At 70.8% G+C, this 19,784-nt stretch carries 18 protein-coding genes and 1 riboswitch; of the genes, 13 read left to right on the top strand and 5 right to left on the bottom strand.

Features of this window, described 5'->3' with window-relative positions:
* Window positions 1-38: 38 nt before the first annotated feature.
* Both trpD and AB5J50_RS14195 read left to right on the top strand, forming a co-directional pair.
* Window positions 39-1,103 carry an anthranilate phosphoribosyltransferase gene (trpD, locus tag AB5J50_RS14200; protein WP_327428103.1) on the top strand — a complete coding sequence of 355 codons (1,065 nt, stop codon included), beginning with the start codon at window positions 39-41 and terminating at the stop codon, window positions 1,101-1,103.
* 112 nt (window positions 1,104-1,215) lie between these two features.
* Window positions 1,216-1,332: riboswitch (SAM riboswitch) on the top strand.
* A 203-nt stretch (window positions 1,333-1,535) separates the two neighbouring features.
* The gene (locus AB5J50_RS14195) at window positions 1,536-2,897 is read left to right on the top strand and encodes an aminotransferase class V-fold PLP-dependent enzyme (protein ID WP_369258047.1); all 1,362 of its coding nucleotides are present in this window, start codon (window positions 1,536-1,538) and stop codon (window positions 2,895-2,897) included.
* Between the two features lie 147 nt (window positions 2,898-3,044).
* On the opposite strand, the gene AB5J50_RS14190 is transcribed toward AB5J50_RS14195, so the two are convergent.
* On the bottom strand, window positions 3,045-3,326 hold the full coding sequence (locus AB5J50_RS14190; RefSeq protein WP_327428101.1) for an Lrp/AsnC ligand binding domain-containing protein: 282 nt from the start codon (window positions 3,324-3,326) through the stop codon (window positions 3,045-3,047).
* Window positions 3,323-4,054 (bottom strand): rhomboid family intramembrane serine protease, encoded by a 732-nt coding sequence (locus AB5J50_RS14185; protein ID WP_369258045.1) that lies wholly within the window; start codon window positions 4,052-4,054, stop codon window positions 3,323-3,325. The genes AB5J50_RS14190 and AB5J50_RS14185 overlap by 4 nt, the downstream gene beginning before the upstream one ends.
* Window positions 4,055-4,207: 153 nt before the next feature.
* Here AB5J50_RS14185 and AB5J50_RS14180 point away from each other — a divergent pair, with 153 nt between their 5' ends.
* The 5 genes from AB5J50_RS14180 to AB5J50_RS14160 all read left to right on the top strand — a co-directional run bounded on the left by AB5J50_RS14180 (window position 4,208) and on the right by AB5J50_RS14160 (window position 9,673).
* The gene (locus tag AB5J50_RS14180; protein ID WP_037624014.1) at window positions 4,208-4,447 is read left to right on the top strand and encodes a hypothetical protein; all 240 of its coding nucleotides are present in this window, start codon (window positions 4,208-4,210) and stop codon (window positions 4,445-4,447) included.
* Window positions 4,448-4,481: 34 nt separating this feature from the next.
* Window positions 4,482-5,831 (top strand): NYN domain-containing protein, encoded by a 1,350-nt coding sequence (locus AB5J50_RS14175; RefSeq protein ID WP_369258043.1) that lies wholly within the window; start codon window positions 4,482-4,484, stop codon window positions 5,829-5,831.
* Window positions 5,832-6,147: 316 nt separating this feature from the next.
* Window positions 6,148-7,182 (top strand): NlpC/P60 family protein, encoded by a 1,035-nt coding sequence (locus tag AB5J50_RS14170; RefSeq protein ID WP_369258041.1) that lies wholly within the window; start codon window positions 6,148-6,150, stop codon window positions 7,180-7,182.
* 239 nt (window positions 7,183-7,421) lie between these two features.
* A complete protein-coding gene (locus AB5J50_RS14165) occupies window positions 7,422-8,444 on the top strand; it encodes an NlpC/P60 family protein (RefSeq protein WP_369258039.1) in 1,023 nt (340 codons plus the stop codon).
* A 32-nt stretch (window positions 8,445-8,476) separates the two neighbouring features.
* The gene (locus AB5J50_RS14160) at window positions 8,477-9,673 is read left to right on the top strand and encodes a hypothetical protein (RefSeq protein ID WP_369258037.1); all 1,197 of its coding nucleotides are present in this window, start codon (window positions 8,477-8,479) and stop codon (window positions 9,671-9,673) included.
* On the opposite strand, the gene AB5J50_RS14155 is transcribed toward AB5J50_RS14160, so the two are convergent.
* Entirely contained in the window at window positions 9,661-10,191 is a 531-nt protein-coding gene (locus AB5J50_RS14155; protein WP_369258035.1) for a PadR family transcriptional regulator, read from the bottom strand. The genes AB5J50_RS14160 and AB5J50_RS14155 overlap by 13 nt on opposite strands.
* A gap of 124 nt (window positions 10,192-10,315) precedes the next feature.
* Between AB5J50_RS14155 and AB5J50_RS14150 the strand changes: the two genes are divergently transcribed.
* Window positions 10,316-11,632, top strand: a complete 1,317-nt coding sequence (locus AB5J50_RS14150; protein WP_369258033.1) for an MATE family efflux transporter — start codon at window positions 10,316-10,318, stop codon at window positions 11,630-11,632.
* Here the strand turns inward: AB5J50_RS14150 and AB5J50_RS14145 are convergent.
* Entirely contained in the window at window positions 11,593-12,834 is a 1,242-nt protein-coding gene (locus AB5J50_RS14145) for a glycosyltransferase 87 family protein (protein ID WP_369258031.1), read from the bottom strand. The two genes, AB5J50_RS14150 and AB5J50_RS14145, sit on opposite strands and share 40 nt — an antisense overlap.
* Window positions 12,835-12,990: 156 nt before the next feature.
* Here AB5J50_RS14145 and AB5J50_RS14140 point away from each other — a divergent pair, with 156 nt between their 5' ends.
* Entirely contained in the window at window positions 12,991-14,133 is a 1,143-nt protein-coding gene (locus AB5J50_RS14140) for a glycosyltransferase family 4 protein (RefSeq protein WP_369258029.1), read from the top strand.
* Window positions 14,134-14,332: 199 nt separating this feature from the next.
* Here AB5J50_RS14140 and AB5J50_RS14135 read toward each other — a convergent pair whose 3' ends face one another.
* A complete protein-coding gene (locus AB5J50_RS14135) occupies window positions 14,333-16,129 on the bottom strand; it encodes a long-chain fatty acid--CoA ligase (protein WP_369258027.1) in 1,797 nt (598 codons plus the stop codon).
* Between the two features lie 296 nt (window positions 16,130-16,425).
* Here AB5J50_RS14135 and AB5J50_RS14130 point away from each other — a divergent pair, with 296 nt between their 5' ends.
* From AB5J50_RS14130 to AB5J50_RS14115, 4 genes are all read left to right on the top strand, one after another.
* A complete protein-coding gene (locus tag AB5J50_RS14130; protein ID WP_369258025.1) occupies window positions 16,426-17,223 on the top strand; it encodes a metallophosphoesterase in 798 nt (265 codons plus the stop codon).
* A 124-nt stretch (window positions 17,224-17,347) separates the two neighbouring features.
* Window positions 17,348-17,791 carry an SRPBCC family protein gene (locus tag AB5J50_RS14125; RefSeq protein ID WP_327428089.1) on the top strand — a complete coding sequence of 148 codons (444 nt, stop codon included), beginning with the start codon at window positions 17,348-17,350 and terminating at the stop codon, window positions 17,789-17,791.
* A gap of 210 nt (window positions 17,792-18,001) precedes the next feature.
* A complete protein-coding gene (locus AB5J50_RS14120) occupies window positions 18,002-19,171 on the top strand; it encodes an ArsA family ATPase (protein ID WP_369258023.1) in 1,170 nt (389 codons plus the stop codon).
* A 92-nt stretch (window positions 19,172-19,263) separates the two neighbouring features.
* Complete coding sequence (locus AB5J50_RS14115; RefSeq protein WP_327428087.1) at window positions 19,264-19,749, top strand: DUF5304 domain-containing protein; 486 nt, start codon at window positions 19,264-19,266, stop codon at window positions 19,747-19,749.
* The last annotated feature ends 35 nt before the right edge of the window (window positions 19,750-19,784 follow it).

Here is a 19,784-nt window from a genome sequence, read left to right as displayed (position 1 = left end):
ACAGAGTCCCTTTCCGGGGACCGACCCAGGAGCGGCTTATGAGCGCTGTGAACCCCGCTGGAGGCGACACCGCGGCGGGCCGTTCCTGGCCCGACGTACTGAGCGCGCTGCTCGCCGGGCAGGACCTGAGCGCCGGTGACACGGCGTGGGCCATGGACCGCATCATGAGCGGTGAGGCCGCGGACGCCCAGATCGCGGGCTTCCTGGTGGCGCTGCGGGCCAAGGGCGAGACGGTCGAGGAGATCACCGGCCTCGTGGAGACCATGTACGCCCACGCGAAGCCGCTGCACATCCCCGGGCCGGCCGTCGACATCGTCGGTACCGGCGGAGACCGGGCCAAGACGGTCAACATCTCGACGATGTCCGCCATCGTGATCGCGGGTGCCGGGGCGAAGGTCGTCAAGCACGGCAACCGGGCGTCGTCCTCGGCGAGCGGCTCGTCCGACGTACTGGAGCGGCTCGGCATCAACCTGGACCTGTCGCCCGAGCGGGTGGCACAGGTGGTGGAGGAGGCCGGGATCACCTTCTGCTTCGCGGCCAAGTTCCATCCCTCGATGCGGTTCGTCGGCGCGGTCCGGCGTGATCTGGGGATTCCGACCTCGTTCAACCTCCTCGGCCCGCTGACCAACCCCGCCCGGGTCACCGCCTCGGCGGTCGGCTGCTTCGACACCCGGATGGCGGGGCTCATCGCCGGCGTACTGGCCGAACGCGGCTCGTCCGCGCTGGTGTTCCGGGGTGACGACGGCCTCGACGAGCTGACGACCACGGCCACCTCCCGGGTGTGGGTCGTCCGCGACGGCAAGGTGACCGAGGAAGCCTTCGACCCGCGGGACGTAGGCCTTGAGATCGTCCCGGTGGAGGCACTGCGGGGCGCCGACCCCGAGTACAACGCGGGGGTCGCCCGACGGCTCCTGGACGGCGAGACGGGCGCGGTGCGGGACGCGGTCCTGCTGAACTCGGCGGCGGCTCTGGTGGCCCTGTCGCCTACCGACGTGCCCCTGGTGGACCAGCTGCGCGCCGGGATGGAGAAGGCGGCGCAGTCGATCGACTCCGGGGCCGCGAAGAGGACTCTTGAGCGGTGGGTGGCGGCCAGCAGCGCCTGAGCCGCCCCGCCGTACGCCGGCTCTTCCGCCGTATGCGATGTGATGCGGGGCGCAGTCCGGATCCTGGACTGCGCCTTGCGCGTCGAAGATCTTCTGGCAAGATGCTGTATCAGGTCATGAGTGACAGTCATGAGGCCCCGGCCGACTGTCCGGCAACCCTCCGTCCGTGGCGGGGTGCCCCGGGTGAAGACCAGGTCGTAGGCAGCGAGGTCTACGGCAAGCGCGGACCCCTCGCCACTCACTTGAGTGGATACAGCCCAGGGGTCCTGGTCGTTCGAGGGAGCCTTCTGTGAGCAAGCGAATGCGATAGGGCGTAGCGCCCCACTTCCGCGTACCCCTTTTCACCTTTTTCGCCTTTCCTGCGCTGAGCCGCCCGTACCCCGGTGTACCCGCTCGCGCAGCGATCCCGCCTGCCTCTCACAGGAGCTCGCCATGTCTGTCTCCATCGCTGCCGCCGACCAGACCGTTTGTGCCCCTCTGCCCGTTCTGGGGCGAGATGTGACCGTCCCGCTCGTCACCGGTGGCGAGGTCACCTACGCCGCGCTCGACTACGCCGCCAGCGCCCCGGCCCTGCAGCGGGTGTGGGACGACGTGGCGGCGTACGCCCCCTACTACGGCAGCGTGCACCGTGGCGCCGGCTACCTCTCGCAGCTGTCCACCGACCTGTTCGAGAACTCCCGCAAGACCGTCGCCGAGTTCCTGGACTGCCGTGAGGGCGACCAGGTCGTCTTCACCCGCTCCACCACCGACTCGCTCAACCTGCTCGCCGCCACTCTTCCGGCCGACTGCCAGGTCTTCGTCTTCGAGACCGAGCACCATGCGTCCCTGCTGCCGTGGAAGGACGCTCGGGTCACCTACCTCAACGCCCCGCGCAGCCCGCGCCAGGCCGTCGAGACGCTGGAGCGCGCCCTCGCCGACCGCGACCCCTACGGCCCGGCCCTCGTCTGCGTCACCGGCGCCTCGAACGTCACCGGTGAGCTGTGGCCGGTGCGCGAGCTGGCCGCCGCCGCACACGCGCACGGCGCCCGTATCGTCCTCGACGCCGCGCAGCTGGCCCCGCACCACCCGGTGTCCGTCCGTGACCTGGACGTCGACTGGGTCGCCTTCTCCGGCCACAAGCTGTACGCGCCCTTCGGCTCCGGTGTGCTCGCCGGCCGCTCCGACTGGCTGCGCGAGGCCGAGCCGTACCTCGCGGGCGGTGGCGCCAGCCGTAAGGTGTCGCGCCGTACGGACGGTGGCGTGGACGTGGAGTGGCACGAGAGCGCCGCCCGGCACGAGGCCGGCTCGCCGAACGTGATCGGCGTCTACTCGATCGCGTCCGCCTGCAAGGCCCTCACCGAGGCCGGCTTCGACACCCTCGTCGCCCGTGAGCAGCACCTGATCGACACGGTCCGCGCGGGTCTCGCCGAGGTCCCCGAGGTGCGCGTCCTCTCCCTCTTCGGTGACGAGGCCCCGCGGGTCGGCGTGATCTCCTTCGTCGTCGAGGGGTGGAACAGCTCGCACTTCGCCGCGGCGCTCTCCGCGGAGTACGGCATCGGGGTGCGCGACGGTCTGTTCTGCGCCCATCCGCTGGTGCGCACCCTCCTCGGCAGCGACCCGCAGACCCAGGGGGAGTGCGGTGCCCCCGAGGCCGCGCCCGGCGAGAAGTCCCTGAACGCCATCCGTGTCAGCTTCGGTGCGGGTACCCCCGACGAGCACGTCGAGCGCTTCGTCACCGCCGTGCGGGAACTCGTCCGCGACGGTGCGAAGTGGCAGTACCGCACGGAGGACGGCCGCTGCGTCCCCGCGGTCTGAGCCATCGGTTGGGTGTCGGCTGGTCTAAAAGATTGCGCAGTTCCCCGCGCCCCTAAAAGGGGCGCGGGGAACTGCGCAATCTTTTCAGCGGGGGTCTGGGGGCGCAGCCCCCAGGGATGGGACGGGTAGGGGCGGCGGGGGCGAGAACTAGTTGTCGAGGCCGATCGCGAACGCCGCCTCGAGGTCGTGCTGGGAGTACGTGCGGAAGGCGACGTGGGTGTCCGTGGCCTCGACACCCGGGATCTTGCTGATCCGGCCGGGGATGACGTCCGCGAGGTCGTCGTGGGCCTTCACCCGGACCATGGCGATCAAGTCGTACGTGCCGGTGACGGAGAAGACCTCGCTGACAGCGTCCAGCGCGGCGATCGACTCGGCGATCTCGGGGATCCGGTCCACGCTGGTCTTGATGAGGACGATCGCGGTGATCACGGCTGGTTCTCTCCCTCGGGGGCGGTCGCTGGGGCCTTCACTCTAGTCGCCCGGCCGAAACGCACCCATGCGTAGACGAACCCCAGCGAGAAGCCCACCAGGTGGGCCAGATAGGCGACCCCGGGGCCGGAGGTGCCGCGGCCCGCCGCCAGCCATTGCAGGGTGACCCAGAAGGGCAGCACCACCCAGGCGGGGAAGCGCAGCGGCAGGAAGAAGAGGAACGGGAAGAGACTGGTCACCCGGGCCTTGGGGAACAGGTACAGGAACGCGCCGAGGACCGCGGAGATCGCCCCGGAGGCGCCGACCAGGGACTGCTGCGAGGCGGCGTTGGCGGCGGCGTAGCCCAGCAGGGCGAGGTAGCCGCAGCCGACGTAGAAGAAGGCGAACTGGATGTGGCCCATGCGTTCCTCGGTCATCGCCCCGAAGACGTAGAAGAAGAGCATGTTGCCGAGGAGGTGGAGCCAGCTGCCATGGATGAACAGGGCTGTGGCGGGGGTCAGGGCTTCGCGCGGGGCTCCGCCGAAGAGCTCGGTGGGCACCACGCCCCAGCGCCGGAAGTAGGCCTGCTGGGCGACCAGCAGCTCGTCCCCGGTGCCGTACGCCGGATTGAGGCCCGACGCCGGGCCGATCACGAAGATCAGGCAGCACAGGGCGATCAGCCCGTATGTCACCGGTGCGGACTGGCTCCGCATCGCCCTGCCGACCGCCGTCATCGCGTTGCTGATCATGGTGCAGAGCATGGCGTAACGGGACCGATGAGCACAGACCGCCTCGCCGCCGTGGACGGCCGAGCGTCGGGTACCCGCCAGGCCTTAGGGTTACGAGCCACACGCACCGGGAGACTGGCGCTGGACGGACACTAGAAGGAAAGCGACTGCCACATGACGGTTCCCCTGCCGGATGCCAAGACTCGCTGGCGCTGCACGCTCTGCGGCAACCTCACGCGGTTCGACGTGACCCGCTCGTCGAAGGTCGTCGAGTATGTGCACCTCGACCTGGCCGGTGAGCCGAAGGTCGAAGAGCGCGAGGTGGTCAGTGAGACCATCGAGTCGGTGCGGTGCCGCTGGTGCAATGCCGTGGATCAGGTGGAACTCGTGGACAGGCCGGGCGCCGGCTCCTGAGGGAGCGGGCCCCGCACGGATATTGGGGTGACGGATGGTGGAGACCACAGGCGGGGAGCCGGACGACGGCACCGCTGAGGTGCTCGACCGTCCGCTGCCCGACGGCGTGCGCCGGCGGGTCGTACAGATCGTCTCCGACGGGTTCGGTGGGCTGACGATCGGTGAACTACCCGCCCAATTGCGGCAGTATGCCCGATTCACCCCCAGTCGGCGGGCCAAGTTCGCCGGTAACGCGATGGCGGCGGCCCTGGAGACGGAGCCTCTCTTCAGACAGCGCATCGCCGAGAAGCTGAGAGAGGCGCAACCGGAACTCACCGGTGCCCTCGACTCGGGCGCGCCGCCCCCGGCCGCGGATCCGCTGGACGTGGCGGCCGCGGCCTATGTGCTGCGCCCCACGGGCTGGGTGAAGCTGGTCGCCGCCGCGGGCGAGGAGGCCCTGCGGGCGGACGCCGAGCGTGCCGACGAGGAGAGCCGGGCCGAGCTGGAGCGGCTGCGCGAGGAGCTCGCCGAGGCGCGCGGACAGATCAAGGCCGAAACCGAGCGCATGCGCACGGAGTTGGAGGCCGCGAAGAAGGAAGCGGAATCGCTTCACCGCAAGCTGCGCGGGGCCCTCAGCGACGTCAAGCGCGGCGAGGCGGCCCTGCGTAAGCTCCAGGGCGAGATGGACACCGGCCGGGCGGAGGGGCAGGCCCAGGTGTCCGCCGCCGAGAGCGAGACCCGGCGGCTCAAGGCGCGGCTCGCGGAGGCCGAGGCGGCCCTGGAGGCCACCCGCAAGGCGGCGCGCGAGGGGCGCAGTGTCGAGGACATGCGTGTACGGCTGCTGCTCGACACCGTGCTGGAGGCGACCCAAGGGCTGCGGCGGGAGCTGGCGTTGCCGCCCGTGTCCGTGCGCCCCGCGGAGACCGTGGATGCGGTCGAACCGGGACGGATGACGCCAAAAGACATCGCCGCCCGGGCGTTGTCCGAAAACGATCCCGCGATCCTCGACCAACTGCTCGCGCTGCCACAGGCGCATCTGGTCGTCGACGGCTACAACGTCACCAAGACCGGCTATCCGCAGATGCCGCTCGAAAAGCAGCGGCTGCGGCTCCTCGGGCAGCTCTCGCAGCTCGCCGCGCAGACCGGCGCCGAGGTGACCTGTGTCTTCGACGGGGCCGAGCTGGCCGCGCCCGTGCTGCTCGCGCCGCCGCGCGGGGTGCGGGTGCTGTTCTCCAAGCCCGGCGTCACCGCGGACGAGTTGATCCGCCAGCTGGTGCGCGCCGAGCCGCCCGGGCGGCCGGTGATCGTCGTCTCCACCGACCGTGAGGTGGCCGACGGCATCGCCAAGGCGGGTGCGCGACCGGTCGCTTCGGTGGTGCTTCTCAAGCGCTTTTCGCGCGGCTGAACAGCGGCTTCCCATCTGGGCCGTAAGCCTCATAGGCAACGTAAGTCCCATGCGTAACGTCCAGGCGCAATGCCCGAATTGAGCCGACCTTCACGCAACGTAGTGTCAAACGCGCATTACTGCATGTGAGTTGTCGGCAAAGAATGCGCTCGGTGACCGAGATTTTTCCTATGAGGATTTGAACTGATCACAAGAAGGTCACTAGGGTCAGGCCTCGAACCTCCGCTCGGGTGATCACTCATTGGGAGTGACGGCGAAGGGGCACCGCCCGCTGGCGCATTCGGCAGGCGGCTGAAGGAAGAAGGAGCTCGCCTTCGTGGCGTCCCACCGTCGACCCAAGCAGCCGAGCCGCACCCGTGTGACCGTGCTCACCACCGCCGCCGCCGCTGCCGTGGCCCTCAGCGCGAATGCGGCCAACGCCGCGCCGAGCGAGAAGCTGAGCAAGAACGAGGTCAAGGCCAAGGTCGACAAGCTCTACGAGGAGGCCGAGCAGGCCACCGAGAAGCTCGATGGGGCCAAGGAGAAGCAGGACAAGCTGCAGAAGCAGATCAGCACCCTGCAGGACAACGTCGCCCGCGGCCAGGAAGAGCTCAACGAGCTGCGCGACGGCCTGGGTTCGATGGCCAGCGCCCAGTACCGCACCGGCGGCATCGACCCCTCCGTGGCGCTCTTCCTCTCCTCCGACCCGGACAACTACCTCGACCAGGCGTCCACGATGGACCAGCTGAGCGCTCAGCAGGTCGAGGCGCTGAAGAAGGTCCAGGAGAAGCAGCGTTCGCTCGCGCAGCAGCGCAAGGAAGCCGCCGACAAGCTCAAGGACCTCGCCGACACCCGGGCGGAGCTCGCCAAGAAGAAGAAGGAAGTCCAGAACAAGCTCGGTTCGGCGCAGAAGCTCCTCAACACGCTGACCGCCAAGGAGAAGGCGGCTCTCGCGGCCGCCGAGCAGGAGCGCTCCACCCGGGCCAGCGAGCGAGTCGACCTCGGCAACAGCTCGTCCGCCTCCGGCCGCGCCGCCGCCGCGTTCTCCGCCGCACAGACCAAGCTCGGCTCGCCCTACGTCTACGGCGCCTCCGGCCCCTCCTCCTTCGACTGCTCGGGCCTGACGTCCTGGGCCTACGCCCAGGCCGGTGTCACCATCCCGCGCACCTCGCAGGCGCAGGCCAACGCCGGTACGCGCATCTACTCGCAGAGCGACCTCAAGGTCGGCGACCTGGTCATCTTCTACGGCGACTACCACCACGTCGGCCTCTACGCGGGCAACGGCCAGGTGCTGCACGCCCCGCGCACCGGCACGGTCGTGCGCTACGAGGCGATCAGCAACATGACGTTCGAGTTCGGCGTCCGCATCTGACGGTTCCGGCCTCCGGATCTGACGTATGCCCCCTTGAAGCGACCCTTGCCACGCCGCCCAAACGGGCGAATTGCGGTAACTCCCGCTGACCCCACGCCCCGTCGGTGACCTGCGTCTCCGGCGGGGCGTCACTTTGTGTGCCCGCGGACGTCTTTGGCCGGTGTGTAGTCGCACGGCTACTGTCTGGCGCGTTTCCCCCGATTCCGGGGGACCGTCAGCGGAAGGGAGAGCGGCTACTCGTGGGGTCCCATCGCCGCCTTGCACCGTCCGGCTTCGACCGGGGCGCCGGCGTCGCCGGTATCGCGGTCTGCGTGATGTCCGCCGCGCTCGCGGCGCTCGCCGCGCTGCCGGCAGCCGCAGCACCGCAGGACGACACCCGGGCCGAGGTGGACCGCCTCTACGCGCAGGCGGAGAAGGCCACCGAGGCGTACAACAAGGCCGACGAGCGCGCCGACTCGCTGCGCGATGACGTCACCACGGCGCAGGACGAGATCGCCCGCCAGCAGGAGCGCATCAACACCATGCGGGACGCGCTCGGTTCGCTCGCCGGGGCCCAGTACCGGTCCGGCGGCCTCGACCCCTCGCTCGCGCTGCTGTTCTCCGACAACCCGGACGACTACCTCGCCAAGGCCGCCGCCCTCGACCGGATCACCGCCCACCAGGCCGGCGAACTCAAGGACCTCCAGCTCGCCATGCGCGACCTCGCCCAGAAACGCGAGGAGGCCACCGGCAAACTCGCCGAACTGGAGCACAGTCGCAAGGTCGTCGCCCAGAACAAGCGCACCGTCGAGCGAAAACTGGCCAAGGCGCAGGAGCTGCTCAACTCCCTGCCGTACGCAGAGCGCGCCGCCTACGACCGGGCGTCGCGTTCCGCGCGCGGCGACATGCCCGACCTCGGGGGCGCGGTTCCGTCCTCGGCGCGTGCGGCCGCCGCCGTTGCCGCGGCACGCTCGGCGCTCGGCCGCCCTTATGTGTGGGGTGCCACCGGGCCGAGCGGCTTCGACTGTTCGGGCCTGATGCAGTGGTCGTACGCGCGGGCCGGAGTCGGTCTGCCGCGCACCTCACAGGAACAGCGGTACGCCGGACGGCAGGTGCCGCTCTCCCAGGCGCGGCCGGGTGACCTGGTCACCTACCGCTCGGACGCCAGCCACGTCGGGATGTATGTGGGCAACGGCCAGGTGATCCACGCGCCCTACCCGGGCGCCCCGGTGCGCTACGACCCGGTGGGCATGATGCCGATCTCGTCCGTGACACGGGTCTGACCACCGGGCGAACCCGCCGTACGATCGGCAACATGGCTGGTCGAAGGCGTGCGTCGCGAGCGGGGCTCTCCCTGGTGCTGCTGCTTGCCGTGCTCGTCGGCTGTGGCGGGCGGGCGCCGTCGGACACGGCGGCGGCCGCGGTGCAGCGGGTGCTCGACCGGCGGGCGGTGGCGGTCCTCGACCGGGACGAGCCGGCGTACCGGGCAACGGATCAATCGGCCGCCGGGACCGCCGAGTTCGCGAACCTGGGTGCTGTCCCGCTGACGGCCTGGTCGTATCACCTGACCGCCCTCCACCGCTCCGGCGACCGGGCCACGGCCGACGCCGAGCTGCGCTACCGGATCAAGGGGTACGACACCGCGCCCGTCACCGCCGCCCGCACACTGAGCCTGACCCGCACCGACGGCACCTGGCGGGTCGCCTCCGACGAGCCCGCGAAGAAGTCGGGCGAGCAGCTGTGGGAGCAGGGGGCCGTGACGGTCGTACGGGGCGCGCACAGCCTCGTCCTCGGGGTCGGGCAGACCGGCGAGCGGCTGCGCGCGTACGCGGACCTCGCGGACCATGCCGTGCCCGCCGTGTCCCAGGCGTGGGGAACCGACTGGTCGCGGCACGTCGTCGTGCTCGTACCGAAGTCACTGGAGGGGATGGCGGGGCTGCTCGGCGCCCCGGCGTCCGGGTACCGGGGGATCGCGGCGGTGACCACCGGCGAGGCGGGGGGCTCGGCGAAGGCGCCCGCGGACCGGATCATCGTCAACCCCGACGCGTACGGCATCCTCGGCGGCTTCGGCAAACAGGTCGTGCTCACCCACGAGACGACGCACGTGGCCACCCGCGCCCACACCACGGCCGCCACGCCCCTGTGGCTCTCCGAGGGCTACGCGGACTGGGTCGGCTACCGCGGCAGCGGGCGGACGGCCATGCAGGTCGCGCCGGAGCTGGAGCGGGCCGTGCGGGAGGGGCGTGTCCCGGCCGCGCTGCCGGTCGACAAGGACTTCGGGTTCTCCGGGGACGCGGCGAAGCTGGCGCAGGCGTACGAGGGCGGCTGGATGGCCTGCCGGCTGATCGCCGACCACTGGGGCGAGGTCCGGCTGAACGACTTCTACCGGGCGGTGGGCGACCACGGGAAGCGGGCCGGGGCGGTCGAGGGCGCGCTGCGGGATGTACTGCATACGACGCCGGAGAAGTTCACGGAGCAGTGGCGGGCCTACCTCAGGGCTCAACTCGGCTGACGCAGCAGGGAGATCGCCTCGGTGAGCCATGCGCGTTCCGCTTCCCCGGTGGCTCGTGCCACCCGCAGGATGCCCTGGCGGAACAGGTCGTCCGTCTCCTCCGCGCGTACGGGTTCTCCGTCGCGGTAGAAGAAGCTCGCGGGGGTGGTGAGGAAGTCCAGACGGCGCTGCAGAACGGCCGCCTGCTCCCGGGGGTCCGGCAGGTGCCGCAGGAAGGCCAGGACCGTGTTGAAGCGCACCTGGTCGGTGATCTCGGCCTGCTTGGGACGGCGCAGCCGCTCCAGGAGGTCCTCGCGGCCCTGGCCGGTGAGCGACAGCATGCGGCGCGGGGCCGCGCTGCTGCCCGGCTCCGTGTGCTGACCGAGTTTGCCCGCCGTGACCAGCCGTGTGATCGCGGGGTAGAGCGCGCCGTCGCTCACCGGGCGGACATGTCCGTTGAGCGCTTTGATGCGCTCCTTCAACTCGTAGCCGTGCAACGGCTCTTCGGCGAGAAAGCCCAGGATCGACAGCTCCAGCATCCGGCTCCGCCCCTTCTTGAAGTCATCGTACGGGCATGGTACCTCTTATCGAGCTACCTCTAAACGAGGTAGCTCGATGCGAGATGGCTCGTATCGAGATCGCTTGCCCATCGAGGGAGCCCCTGTGAACGCCCATCGCAAGCAGCTCGTAGCGCTCGCCCACCCCGTCTACCTCTCGCTGCTCGCCTCCGTCGCCGCCGGGATCATCAACACCGTCTGGGTCTCCCGGCTCGGCGGCGCCGCCGTGGCCGCCGTCGCCGTCGCCACCAACACCGAGAACGTGCTGCTCGGCGTCGCCCTGGTCTTCGCCTCCGGGACGACCGTCCTGGTCTCGCACGCCAGAGGCGCACGGGATCCGGGAGCGGTCCGGGCGGCCGTACGCGGCGGATGGGCACTGTGCGCGGTGGTCACGCCGGTGGTCGCCGTGGGCGGATATCTGCTGCGGGAGCCGCTGGCCCGGCTGGTGCTGGGCGGCGACGGGCGCGCCCTGTCACTCGCCGTCGGGTACTTCGCGATCTCCCTGCCCGGCATCGCCGTCTTCTTCGCGCAGAACCTCGTCGACGGCATCCTGAAGGGCACCGGCGACACCCGCACCCCGATGCGGCTCGCCCTGCTGGCCAACGGTCTGATCCTCGGCCTCGACCCGCTGCTCATCCAGGCGTACGGCGTCCAGGGCGCCGCCGCCTCCACGGTGCTGTGCCGCTGCGTGGCCCTGGCCGTCGGGCTGCTCGCCCTGCGCAGGAACGCGCTCCTGCGCCAGGCGGCGGCCGTCCGGCCCGCGGAGGCCACCGGTGCCGCCCTGCGCAGGACCCTGACCACCGGCCTGCCGATGTCCGCCGACTTCACCGTCCGGCAGGGCGGGGCGCTGGTCCTGGTCGCCATCGTGGCCAGGCTCGGGGTGACGGCCGTGGCCGCGTACTCGATCGCCTACAAGGTCATGTACATCGCGACCATGGCGTTCTACTCGGTCCGGCAGGCCGCCTCGATCCACACCGCGCACACGCGGGGCGCGGGCGGGGACGAGCGGGGTGCCATCGGACGCCAGGCCGTGCTCGTCTCGGGAACGGTGGGCGTGCTCGCCGCTTCCCTGCTCGCTCTGCTCGCCCCCTGGATCATGCGGGCCTTCGGCGCCGGACCCGCGGTCGCGCACGACGGGGTCCTCTTCCTGCGCTGTATCGGCCCCTACCTGCTGCTGATGGCCTGCTTCATCGCGCTCGGCGGGGTCTTCGAGGGCAGCGGGGGAGCGCCGCTGCTGCTCCGGGTGACGCTGACCGGGACGGCGGTCCAGCTCCCGCTCGCCTATGCGCTGTCGGGGCTCGGGCTGCCCGGGATCTGCCTCGCACTGGCACTGTCCATGACGGTGCAGTGCGCCGTGCTGTTCGTGTGGGTCGGGCGGCGCCGTCAGGAGGACGCGAGGGTCTCCTTGGTGCGGGCGGCCTGAGAGGGGACCGTCGGGGCCGGCTCGGACACCGTGCTCCGCCACAGTTCCAGGGCGGCGAGCAGCGTGGCGATCACCAGCAGGCCGTTGCGGGCGAACAGCAGGGTGATGCCGAGCCGGTCGCTGGAGACCACGTGCGAGAACCAGACCGGGAACTCCAGCACGGTCACGAAGCACGCGGCCAGCACCAGACCGACCGGCAGCGCCATGCGGCTGCCGCGGAAGCACAGGCAGACGGCTGCGAGCCCGACCAGCCAGACCATGTACTGCGGGCTGATGACCCGGCTGGTGGTCGTGAACATCAGCACGGCCACGAACGCGGCGTCGGCCAGTGTGTGCGTCAGGAACCGCTTGGCGCACAGCCGCCACAGCAGCAGCCAGCCGAAGGCGACCGCGGTGAGCACCAGGGCCGCCGTGCTGACGACGTCGACGTACGGGCCGAGGAACTCCACGGAGCCGTAGTTGAGCAGTACCTGGCCGTCCCAGCCGTACTGCCGGGCCACATGGAAGACGAGGGAGCCGAGCGACTCGACCTCGGTGCCGCGGTCGCGCTGGAAGGTCAGGAAGGAGAAGGCGCCGGGCATCGCCACGGCGAACAGCACCGCGATCCCACCGGCGGACACCGCCGCCGCGGCCCACGCCCGGCGCCGGACGGCCCCGACGAGCAGCAGCACCGGCCACACCTTCACCAGCGCGCCGAAGCCCACGAGCATCCCCATCACCCGCGGATGGCGCGCACCGGCGAGCAGCGCCGCGACCGCGACCGCCGTCACCATCACGTCGTAGCGGGCGTACACGGTCGGCCCGAGCAGCGGTACGCCGACCACCCACACCCAGGCGCCGCGCAGACTCTTGCCGGAGCGCAGGCCCGCGTACTGGAGCAGCCCGAACACCACGAAGTCGGCGAGGAACGCCAGCACGAAGAAGGCCTGCGCGTAGTCGAGGAAGGGCAGCAGCGCGGGGGAGAGGATCGCGAGCGCGGCGGCCGGCGGGTACTGCCAGGTGACGTCGTCGAGTGGGAAGGTGCCGTGCTTGAGGACCTCGTACCAGCCCTGGTAGATCACCGAGACATCGCTCGTGACGTCCGGGCCCGGGAAGACGTACACCTTGAACACGAAGAGGAGCAGCATCAGCCTGGTCAGGCCCCAGGTTCCCACCAGTCCGAGCACTCCGAACGGGAACCTCTCCCCCCTAGAGCCCGTCATGCCCACCTGGCCTTTGTCCGTCCGGATGTCCGTCCGGAACTCATGTGCTGTGCCGCTTTCGATTTCGCGGTGCCATGATGTCGCGTAGCCCTGTGCGCGAGCCATCAAGCGCGGCCGTGCGGAGCTGTGAGTATAGGTTCGGTACTGTCGAACACGATGCACAAGACCCTGATCGTGACGAACGACTTCCCGCCCCGCCCCGGCGGCATCCAGGCGTTCCTGCACAACATGGCGCTGCGCCTGGACCCCGAGCAGCTCGTCGTCTACGCCTCCACATGGAAGCGCGGCCGTGAGGGCGCCGAGGCGACCGCCGCCTTCGACGCCGAGCAGCCCTTCACCGTCGTACGGGACCGGACGACCATGCTGCTGCCGACCCCGGGCGCCACCCGCCGTGCCGTGGGACTGCTGCGCGAACACGGCTGTACGTCGGTGTGGTTCGGGGCGGCGGCACCGCTCGGCCTGATGGCGCCCGCGCTGCGCAGGGCGGGCGCGCGACGGATCGTGGCGACCACGCACGGCCATGAGGCCGGCTGGGCACAGCTGCCCGCCGCGCGTCAGCTGCTCCGCCGTATCGGCGAGTCCACGGACACCCTCACCTACCTCGGCGAGTACACGCGCTCGCGGATCGCCTCCGCGCTGACCCCCGAGGCCGCCGCGCGGATGGTCCAACTGCCGCCCGGCGTCGACGAGAAGACCTTCCACCCCGGCTCGGGCGGCGACGTGGTCCGGGCCCGGCTCGGCCTGACCGACCGCCCGGTGGTGGTCTGCGTCTCCCGTCTGGTCCCGCGCAAGGGCCAGGACACCCTCATCCTCGCCATGCCGCACATCCTGGCCAAGGAGCCGGACGCGGTCCTGCTGATCGTCGGCGGCGGACCGTACGAGCGGGACCTGCGCAAACTGGCCTACGACACCGGGGTCGCCGACGCGGTCCGCTTCACCGGCGCGGTGCCCTGGTCGGAACTGCCCGCCCACTACGGCGCGGGGGACGTCTTCGCCATGCCATGCCGGACCCGCCGGGGCGGGCTGGATGTCGAAGGGCTCGGCATCGTCTACCTGGAGGCCTCCGCTACGGGCCTTCCCGTGGTCGCCGGCGACTCCGGCGGGGCGCCTGACGCCGTACTCGACGGCGAGACCGGCTGGGTCGTCCGCGGTGCCTCTGCCGAGGAGAGCGCCGACCGCCTTGTCACCCTCCTCGGCGACTCGGAGCTGCGCCGGCGGATGGGGGAGCGGGGGCGGGCGTGGGTCGAGGAGAAGTGGCGCTGGGACCTGCTGGCCGAGCGCTTGCGGGAGCTGTTGTAGCGCCTGATGGGGTGCCGCTTGGGGGCCTTTGGCGACTGCGGGTGAGTGGGGGCTGGTCGCGCCCACGCGGCGGAGCCGCATGATGTCACTGCCCCGCGCCCCTTTGGGGGCGCGGGGAACTGCGCGAGCAACCAGCCACGGACGGTCAGTCGCCCGAACGCCCCACGCCCCTACGGCGAGAAGGCGCCCCAGCCCAGCCCTAGCCCCGGTAAATCGCCTCGATCTCGTCGGCGTAATCCTTCGCCACCACATTCCGCTTGAGCTTCAGCGACGGCGTGAGGTGCCCCGACTCCTCGGTGAACTGCGAGGGCAGGATGCGGAACTTGCGCACCGACTCCGCCTTGGACACCGCCGCGTTGCCGTCGTCGATCGCGTCCTGGATCGCGGCGACCAGATCCGGGTCCTCGCGGAGCGACACCGCGGTCGAGCCGGCAGGCTTCCCGTGCTCCGCGGCCCAGCGGCCCAGGAACTCCTCGTCGACGGTGACCAGCGCGCCGACGAACGGGCGCCCGTCGCCGACCACCATGCACTCCGCGACCAGCGCGTGCGCACGGATGCGGTCCTCGATCACGGCCGGGGCGACGTTCTTGCCGCCCGCGGTGACGATGATCTCCTTCTTGCGGCCGGTGATACGGAGGTAGCCGTCCTCGTCGAGGGTGCCGATGTCACCGGTGTGGAACCAGCCGTCGGCCAGCGCCTCGGCGGTCGCGGCCTCGTTGTTCCAGTACCCCTGGAACAGGTGCTCGCCGTGCAGCAGTACCTCGCCGTCGTCGGCGATGCGGATCACGGAACCCGGCAGCGGCTGGCCGACCGTACCGATCTTCGTACGGTCCCAGGGGTTGAAGGCGGTGGCCGCGCAGGACTCGGTCAGGCCGTAGCCCTCAAGGACCGTGAAGCCGATGCCGCGGAAGAAGTGCCCGAGGCGCTCGCCGAGCGGGGCGCCGCCGGAGATGGCGTACTCGCCACGACCACCCAGTACGGCGCGCAGCTTGCTGTAGACGAGTTTGTCGAACGTCTTGTACTTGATCTTCAGGCCGATGGACGGGCCCGAGGGGGTGTCCAGGGCGCGGCTGTACGCGATCGCCGTGTCCGCCGCCTTGTCGAAGATCTTGCCCTTGCCGTCCGCCTGCGCCTTGGCGCGCGCCGAGTTGTAGACCTTCTCGAAGACGCGCGGCACACCGAGGATCAACGTCGGCCGGAACGCGGCCAGTTCATCGGTGAGGTTCTTGATGTCCGGGACGCAGCCGAGCTTGATCGGCGCCATCATCGGCGCGACCTGCACGAGCCGCCCGAAGACGTGCGCGAGGGGCAGGAAGAGGAGCACCGAACACTCGCCCGTACGGAACAGGGGGCGCAGCCGCTCCACGATGTTGCCGCACTCCGCGAAGAAGGCGCGGTGGGTGAGGACGCATCCCTTGGGCCGGCCCGTCGTGCCGCTCGTGTAGACGATGGTCGCCGGGTCGTCGGCCTTGGCGAGTGAGCTGCGCTCCTCGACGGTGGCGTCGCTGACGTCCTTGCCGAGGCGGCCGAGCTCGTCCACCCCGCCGCCCTCGATCTGCCAGACGTGCTGGAGAGCGGGCAGCCGGTCGCGCACCGACTCCACGGTGGCCACGTGCGTGTCCAGCTCGACGATGCAGGCGGTCGCGCCCGAGTCGCCGAGGATCCACTGCACCTGCTCCGGCGAGCTGGTCTCGTACACCGGCACGGTGACCGCGCCGGCGCTCCAGATCGCGAAGTCGAGCAGCGTCCACTCGTAGCGGGTACGGGACATCAGGCCGACCCGGTCGCCCGGCTGGACGCCGGAGGCGATCAGGCCCTTGGCGGCGGCACGTACCTCGTCGAGGAAGGTGGTGGCCGTGACATCCGTCCACGTGCCGCCCACCTTGCGGGCGATGACGGCTACGTCGGGATGCTGCGCGGCGTTTCTGCGGACGATGTCGGTCAGATTGCCGTCCGCAGGGACCTCGTACAAAGCCGGAAGGCTGAACTCGCGCAAGACTGCTGCTCCTCATAGGGCGCCGACGCCACGACTCTGTGTGATGCGACGGTGCGGTCCAAGGCTCGGGCAGGTACTCAGGACATCACTTGTTGAAATCCTGAGTACGACTGGACTGCCCGGACGTTACCCACCGGTACGGCCATTTAGATAGGGGGTCCCGGCGAGATGTTCCCTGCGTCACACAGGTTGGCGTTCCTTCGCGCAGAGTAGTCCACACGGTTACTGACTAGCCAGTAACCGCAGGTCCGACCGCCTCTATTCACGTTTGCCCCACAGGCTTACGCTTGATCGTCATGGCACCCACACCGGCCGGAAACCCGAGGACGCGCATTCATGTGGTCAGTGACGTGCACGGCAACGTCCGGGACCTGGCCAGAGCCGGCGACGGCGCGGACGCCCTGATCTGCCTCGGTGACCTGGTCCTCTTCATCGACTACGCCGACCACTCGCGCGGCATCTTCCCGGACCTGTTCGGCGAGGAGAACGCGGACCGCATCGTCGAACTGCGTACCGCCCGCCGTTTCGAGGAGGCCCGCGCGCTCGGCGCCCGGCTGTGGTCCGGCATCGGCACCGACCGGGGCGCCGCCATCGAGAAGGCGGTGCGCAAGCAGTACGCCGAGATGTTCGCCGCGTTCCCGACACCGACGTACGCGACCTACGGCAATGTCGACATGCCGACCCTGTGGCCGGAGTACGCCGGGCCCGGCACGACCGTGCTCGACGGCGAGCGGGTGGAAATCGGCGGCCGGGTCTTCGGGTTCGTCGGCGGGGGACTCCAGACGCCCATGCGGACGCCGTACGAGATCAGCGACGAGGAGTACGCGGCGAAGATCGAGGCGGTCGGCGAGGTCGACGTGCTGTGCACGCACATCCCGCCGGAGGTGCCGGAGCTGGTGTACGACACCGTGGCGCGCCGTTTCGAGCGCGGCAGCCGGGCCCTGCTGGACGCGATCCGCCGCACCCGCCCGCGGTACTCGCTCTTCGGCCATATCCACCAGCCGCTCGCCCCCCGGATGCGGATCGGGGCGACGGAATGCGTGAATGTGGGGCACTTCGCGGGGTCGGGCCGGCCGTGGGCCCTGGAGTGGTGAGCCGTCGTCCGCGGTGAACCCCAGGTGGGGTGATAGCGCCCGTGGCTGTGCGCGGTAGCCTTCACGCTGCACACACGTGCGCACCACCCTCCCTCACCGGACCGCATCTGGAGGAGCCACCGCGATGGCGGAACACACCAGCTCGAGCATCACGATCGAGGCGGCACCGGCTGACGTCATGGCGGTCATCGCCGACTTCGCCCGCTACCCGGACTGGACCGGCGAGGTGAAGGAGGCGGAGGTACTCGCCACGGACGAGCAGGGCCGCGCCGAGCAGGTGCGCCTCGTCATGGACGCCGGCGCCATCAAGGACGACCAGACCCTCGGCTACACCTGGACCGGCGACCACGAGGTCTCCTGGACCCTGGTCAAGTCCCAGATGCTCCGCTCGCTGGACGGCTCGTACATCCTCAAGCCCGCGGGTGCCGGTGCCACCGAGGTCACCTACCAGCTGACCGTCGACGTCAAGATCCCCATGCTCGGCATGATCAAGCGCAAGGCCGAGAAGGTCATCATCGACCGGGCGCTGGCGGGCCTGAAGAAGCGCGTGGAGTCGGGCGACGCCTGACCCTCCGGGGTGACGGCAGGCTCCGGTGGTGCGTCGGCTGCGGGCCGGTGGGGGCTGGTCGCGCAGTTCCCCGCGCCCCCGAAAAGCAGCGGAGCTGCGCCCCGGGTTCTTTCAGGGGCGCGAGGAACTGCGCGACCAGCCCCCACTCACCCGCAGCCGACGCACAACCGAACGGGGCCCATGGCGGAGCCCCAGGTACCGTTCACCCTCATGCGCACCATCCTGATCACCGGGCCCGGCGGCACAGGCCGTACCACCGTCGCGGCCGCCACGGCGTTGCAGGCCGCCCGCCAGGGCACCCGCACCCTGGTGCTCAGCGCCGACCGCACGGACACCCTGGGTGCCGTCCTCGGCGTACCCACCGGCACAAAGCCCATCGAGGCCGAGCCGAACCTCACCGCCTGGCGCCCCGACGCGGCGGAACGCTTCCGCGAAGATCTCACCGCCTTCCAGCAGCGCGCCACCACCGCCCTGGACCTGCTCGGCGCCTCCCGCCTGGACGCCGAGGAGGTCACCCCCCTCCCCGGCGCCGAGGAACTCGCCCTCCTGCGCGCCCTGCGCGACGCGGCGACATCGGAGACGTACGACCTCCTGGTCGTGGACCTCCCCCCGGCCCCCCAGGCCCTCGCCCTCCTCGCCCTCCCCGAGGAACTCCGCCGTTACCTGCGCCGCCTGCTCCCGCCGGAGCGCCAGGCGGCCCGCGCCCTGCGCCCCGTCCTCGGCCGGCTCGCGGGCGTCCCGATGCCCGCGGAGTGGCTGTACGAGACGGCGGCCCGCTGGGACCTGGAGCTGGCCGCCGTGGAGGCCGTCGTCGGGGACCGTGCCACGACCGTACGGCTGGTCGCCGAGCCGGGCCCGGCCGGTTCCGACGCCGTACGCACCGCCACCACCGCCTTCGCCCTGCGCGGTCTGTCCGTCGACGCGCTGGTCGCCAGCCGTGTCCTGCCCGGCGCCACGAACGACACCTGGCTGGCCGCCCTCGCCGCCCAGCAGCGCAAGGCGCTGGACGAGTGGGGGGAGACCTACGACCTGCACGAGGTCCCGCACCTCGGACACGACCCGCGCGGCACCGGCGACCTCGCCGCGCTCCCCGTGCCCGGCGTCAACAAGACGCCACCCCCGGTCGAGTGGCCCGTCGTCGACCAGCTGGCCGACGACGGCGTGCTCGTCTGGCACATCCCGCTCCCCGGCGCGATACGCGAGGAACTGGACCTCGTGCGGCGTGGCGACGAACTCGTCGTCACGGCCGGACAGTTCCGCCGGATCGTGCCACTGCCGTCGGCCCTGCGCCGCTGCACGGTGGCCGGCGCGGCGCTCCGCGAGGGCGAGCTGAGGATCCGTTTCGCGCCGGATCCCGGTCTGTGGCCGCGCACGACGTGACCGAGTCGCCCCCTCTGTGGCGGCGGACACGGTGAACGGTGTACCCCCGTTCGGGTAACGTCGAAGGCACGAAACGTAGGCAGGAGTCCGCCATGAGCGAAGAGCGCCCCACGTCCGACGCCGCTCAGGAGGACGTGGCTGACGAGGTGCGTGCCGAAGAGGCGCGCGCGACCGACGCCGACGCCTGGGCGAAGGCCTGTGCCGAGGATCTCGCGGCGGAGAAGGCCCGCCGCCGCGCCCAGCACGGCACACCGCCGGGCACGGCGGCCGAGGAACTGCGCAAGCTCGTCGACGCCGTCGCCGACAAGCTGTCCGGACTGAACTCGCCGCTCTTCGGCGCGGTCGCCTCCGGCACGGCCCAGCAGATGGTCAACCAGGTCGTGCAGCAGGCCAAGGCCGCCGTCGAGCCCGTGATAGAGCGCAACCCCGACGTGTTCGACCACCTCGCGGCCGCGGGCTCCGAGCTGCTCGCCGCCTACCGCTCGGCCGTCGAGGCCCAGGAACGGCGCTGGACGACCCGGGACACGGGCCCTCGTGACGAGGGGACCGGTCCAGGGGAACACATCGACTTGGACTAATGGCCCCTCGGGTACGGTTGGCCGTAGCGGGGCTC

This window comes from Streptomyces sp. R35, assembly GCF_041053035.1.
Taxonomy (GTDB): Bacteria; Actinomycetota; Actinomycetes; order Streptomycetales; family Streptomycetaceae; genus Streptomyces; species Streptomyces lutosisoli.
The sequence above is the reverse complement of the archived record's forward strand: the minus strand, read 5'-3'. Positions and strand labels throughout refer to the sequence as shown.

Excerpts from the sequence above, each read along its gene's own strand:
- AB5J50_RS14140 (WP_369258029.1), top strand. The coding sequence starts at position 12,991 with ATGCACAAGACCCTGATCGTGACGAACGACTTCCCGCCCCGCCCCGGC.
- AB5J50_RS14180 (WP_037624014.1), top strand. The coding sequence starts at position 4,208 with ATGACGGTTCCCCTGCCGGATGCCAAGACTCGCTGGCGCTGCACGCTC.
- AB5J50_RS14120 (WP_369258023.1), top strand. The coding sequence starts at position 18,002 with ATGCGCACCATCCTGATCACCGGGCCCGGCGGCACAGGCCGTACCACC.
- trpD (WP_327428103.1), top strand. The coding sequence starts at position 39 with ATGAGCGCTGTGAACCCCGCTGGAGGCGACACCGCGGCGGGCCGTTCC.
- AB5J50_RS14175 (WP_369258043.1), top strand. The coding sequence starts at position 4,482 with ATGGTGGAGACCACAGGCGGGGAGCCGGACGACGGCACCGCTGAGGTG.
- AB5J50_RS14145 (WP_369258031.1), bottom strand. The coding sequence starts at position 12,834 with ATGACGGGCTCTAGGGGGGAGAGGTTCCCGTTCGGAGTGCTCGGACTG.
- AB5J50_RS14115 (WP_327428087.1), top strand. The coding sequence starts at position 19,264 with ATGAGCGAAGAGCGCCCCACGTCCGACGCCGCTCAGGAGGACGTGGCT.
- AB5J50_RS14155 (WP_369258035.1), bottom strand. The coding sequence starts at position 10,191 with ATGCTGGAGCTGTCGATCCTGGGCTTTCTCGCCGAAGAGCCGTTGCAC.
- AB5J50_RS14130 (WP_369258025.1), top strand. The coding sequence starts at position 16,426 with ATGGCACCCACACCGGCCGGAAACCCGAGGACGCGCATTCATGTGGTC.
- AB5J50_RS14195 (WP_369258047.1), top strand. The coding sequence starts at position 1,536 with ATGTCTGTCTCCATCGCTGCCGCCGACCAGACCGTTTGTGCCCCTCTG.
- AB5J50_RS14185 (WP_369258045.1), bottom strand. The coding sequence starts at position 4,054 with ATGATCAGCAACGCGATGACGGCGGTCGGCAGGGCGATGCGGAGCCAG.
- AB5J50_RS14125 (WP_327428089.1), top strand. The coding sequence starts at position 17,348 with ATGGCGGAACACACCAGCTCGAGCATCACGATCGAGGCGGCACCGGCT.
- AB5J50_RS14160 (WP_369258037.1), top strand. The coding sequence starts at position 8,477 with ATGGCTGGTCGAAGGCGTGCGTCGCGAGCGGGGCTCTCCCTGGTGCTG.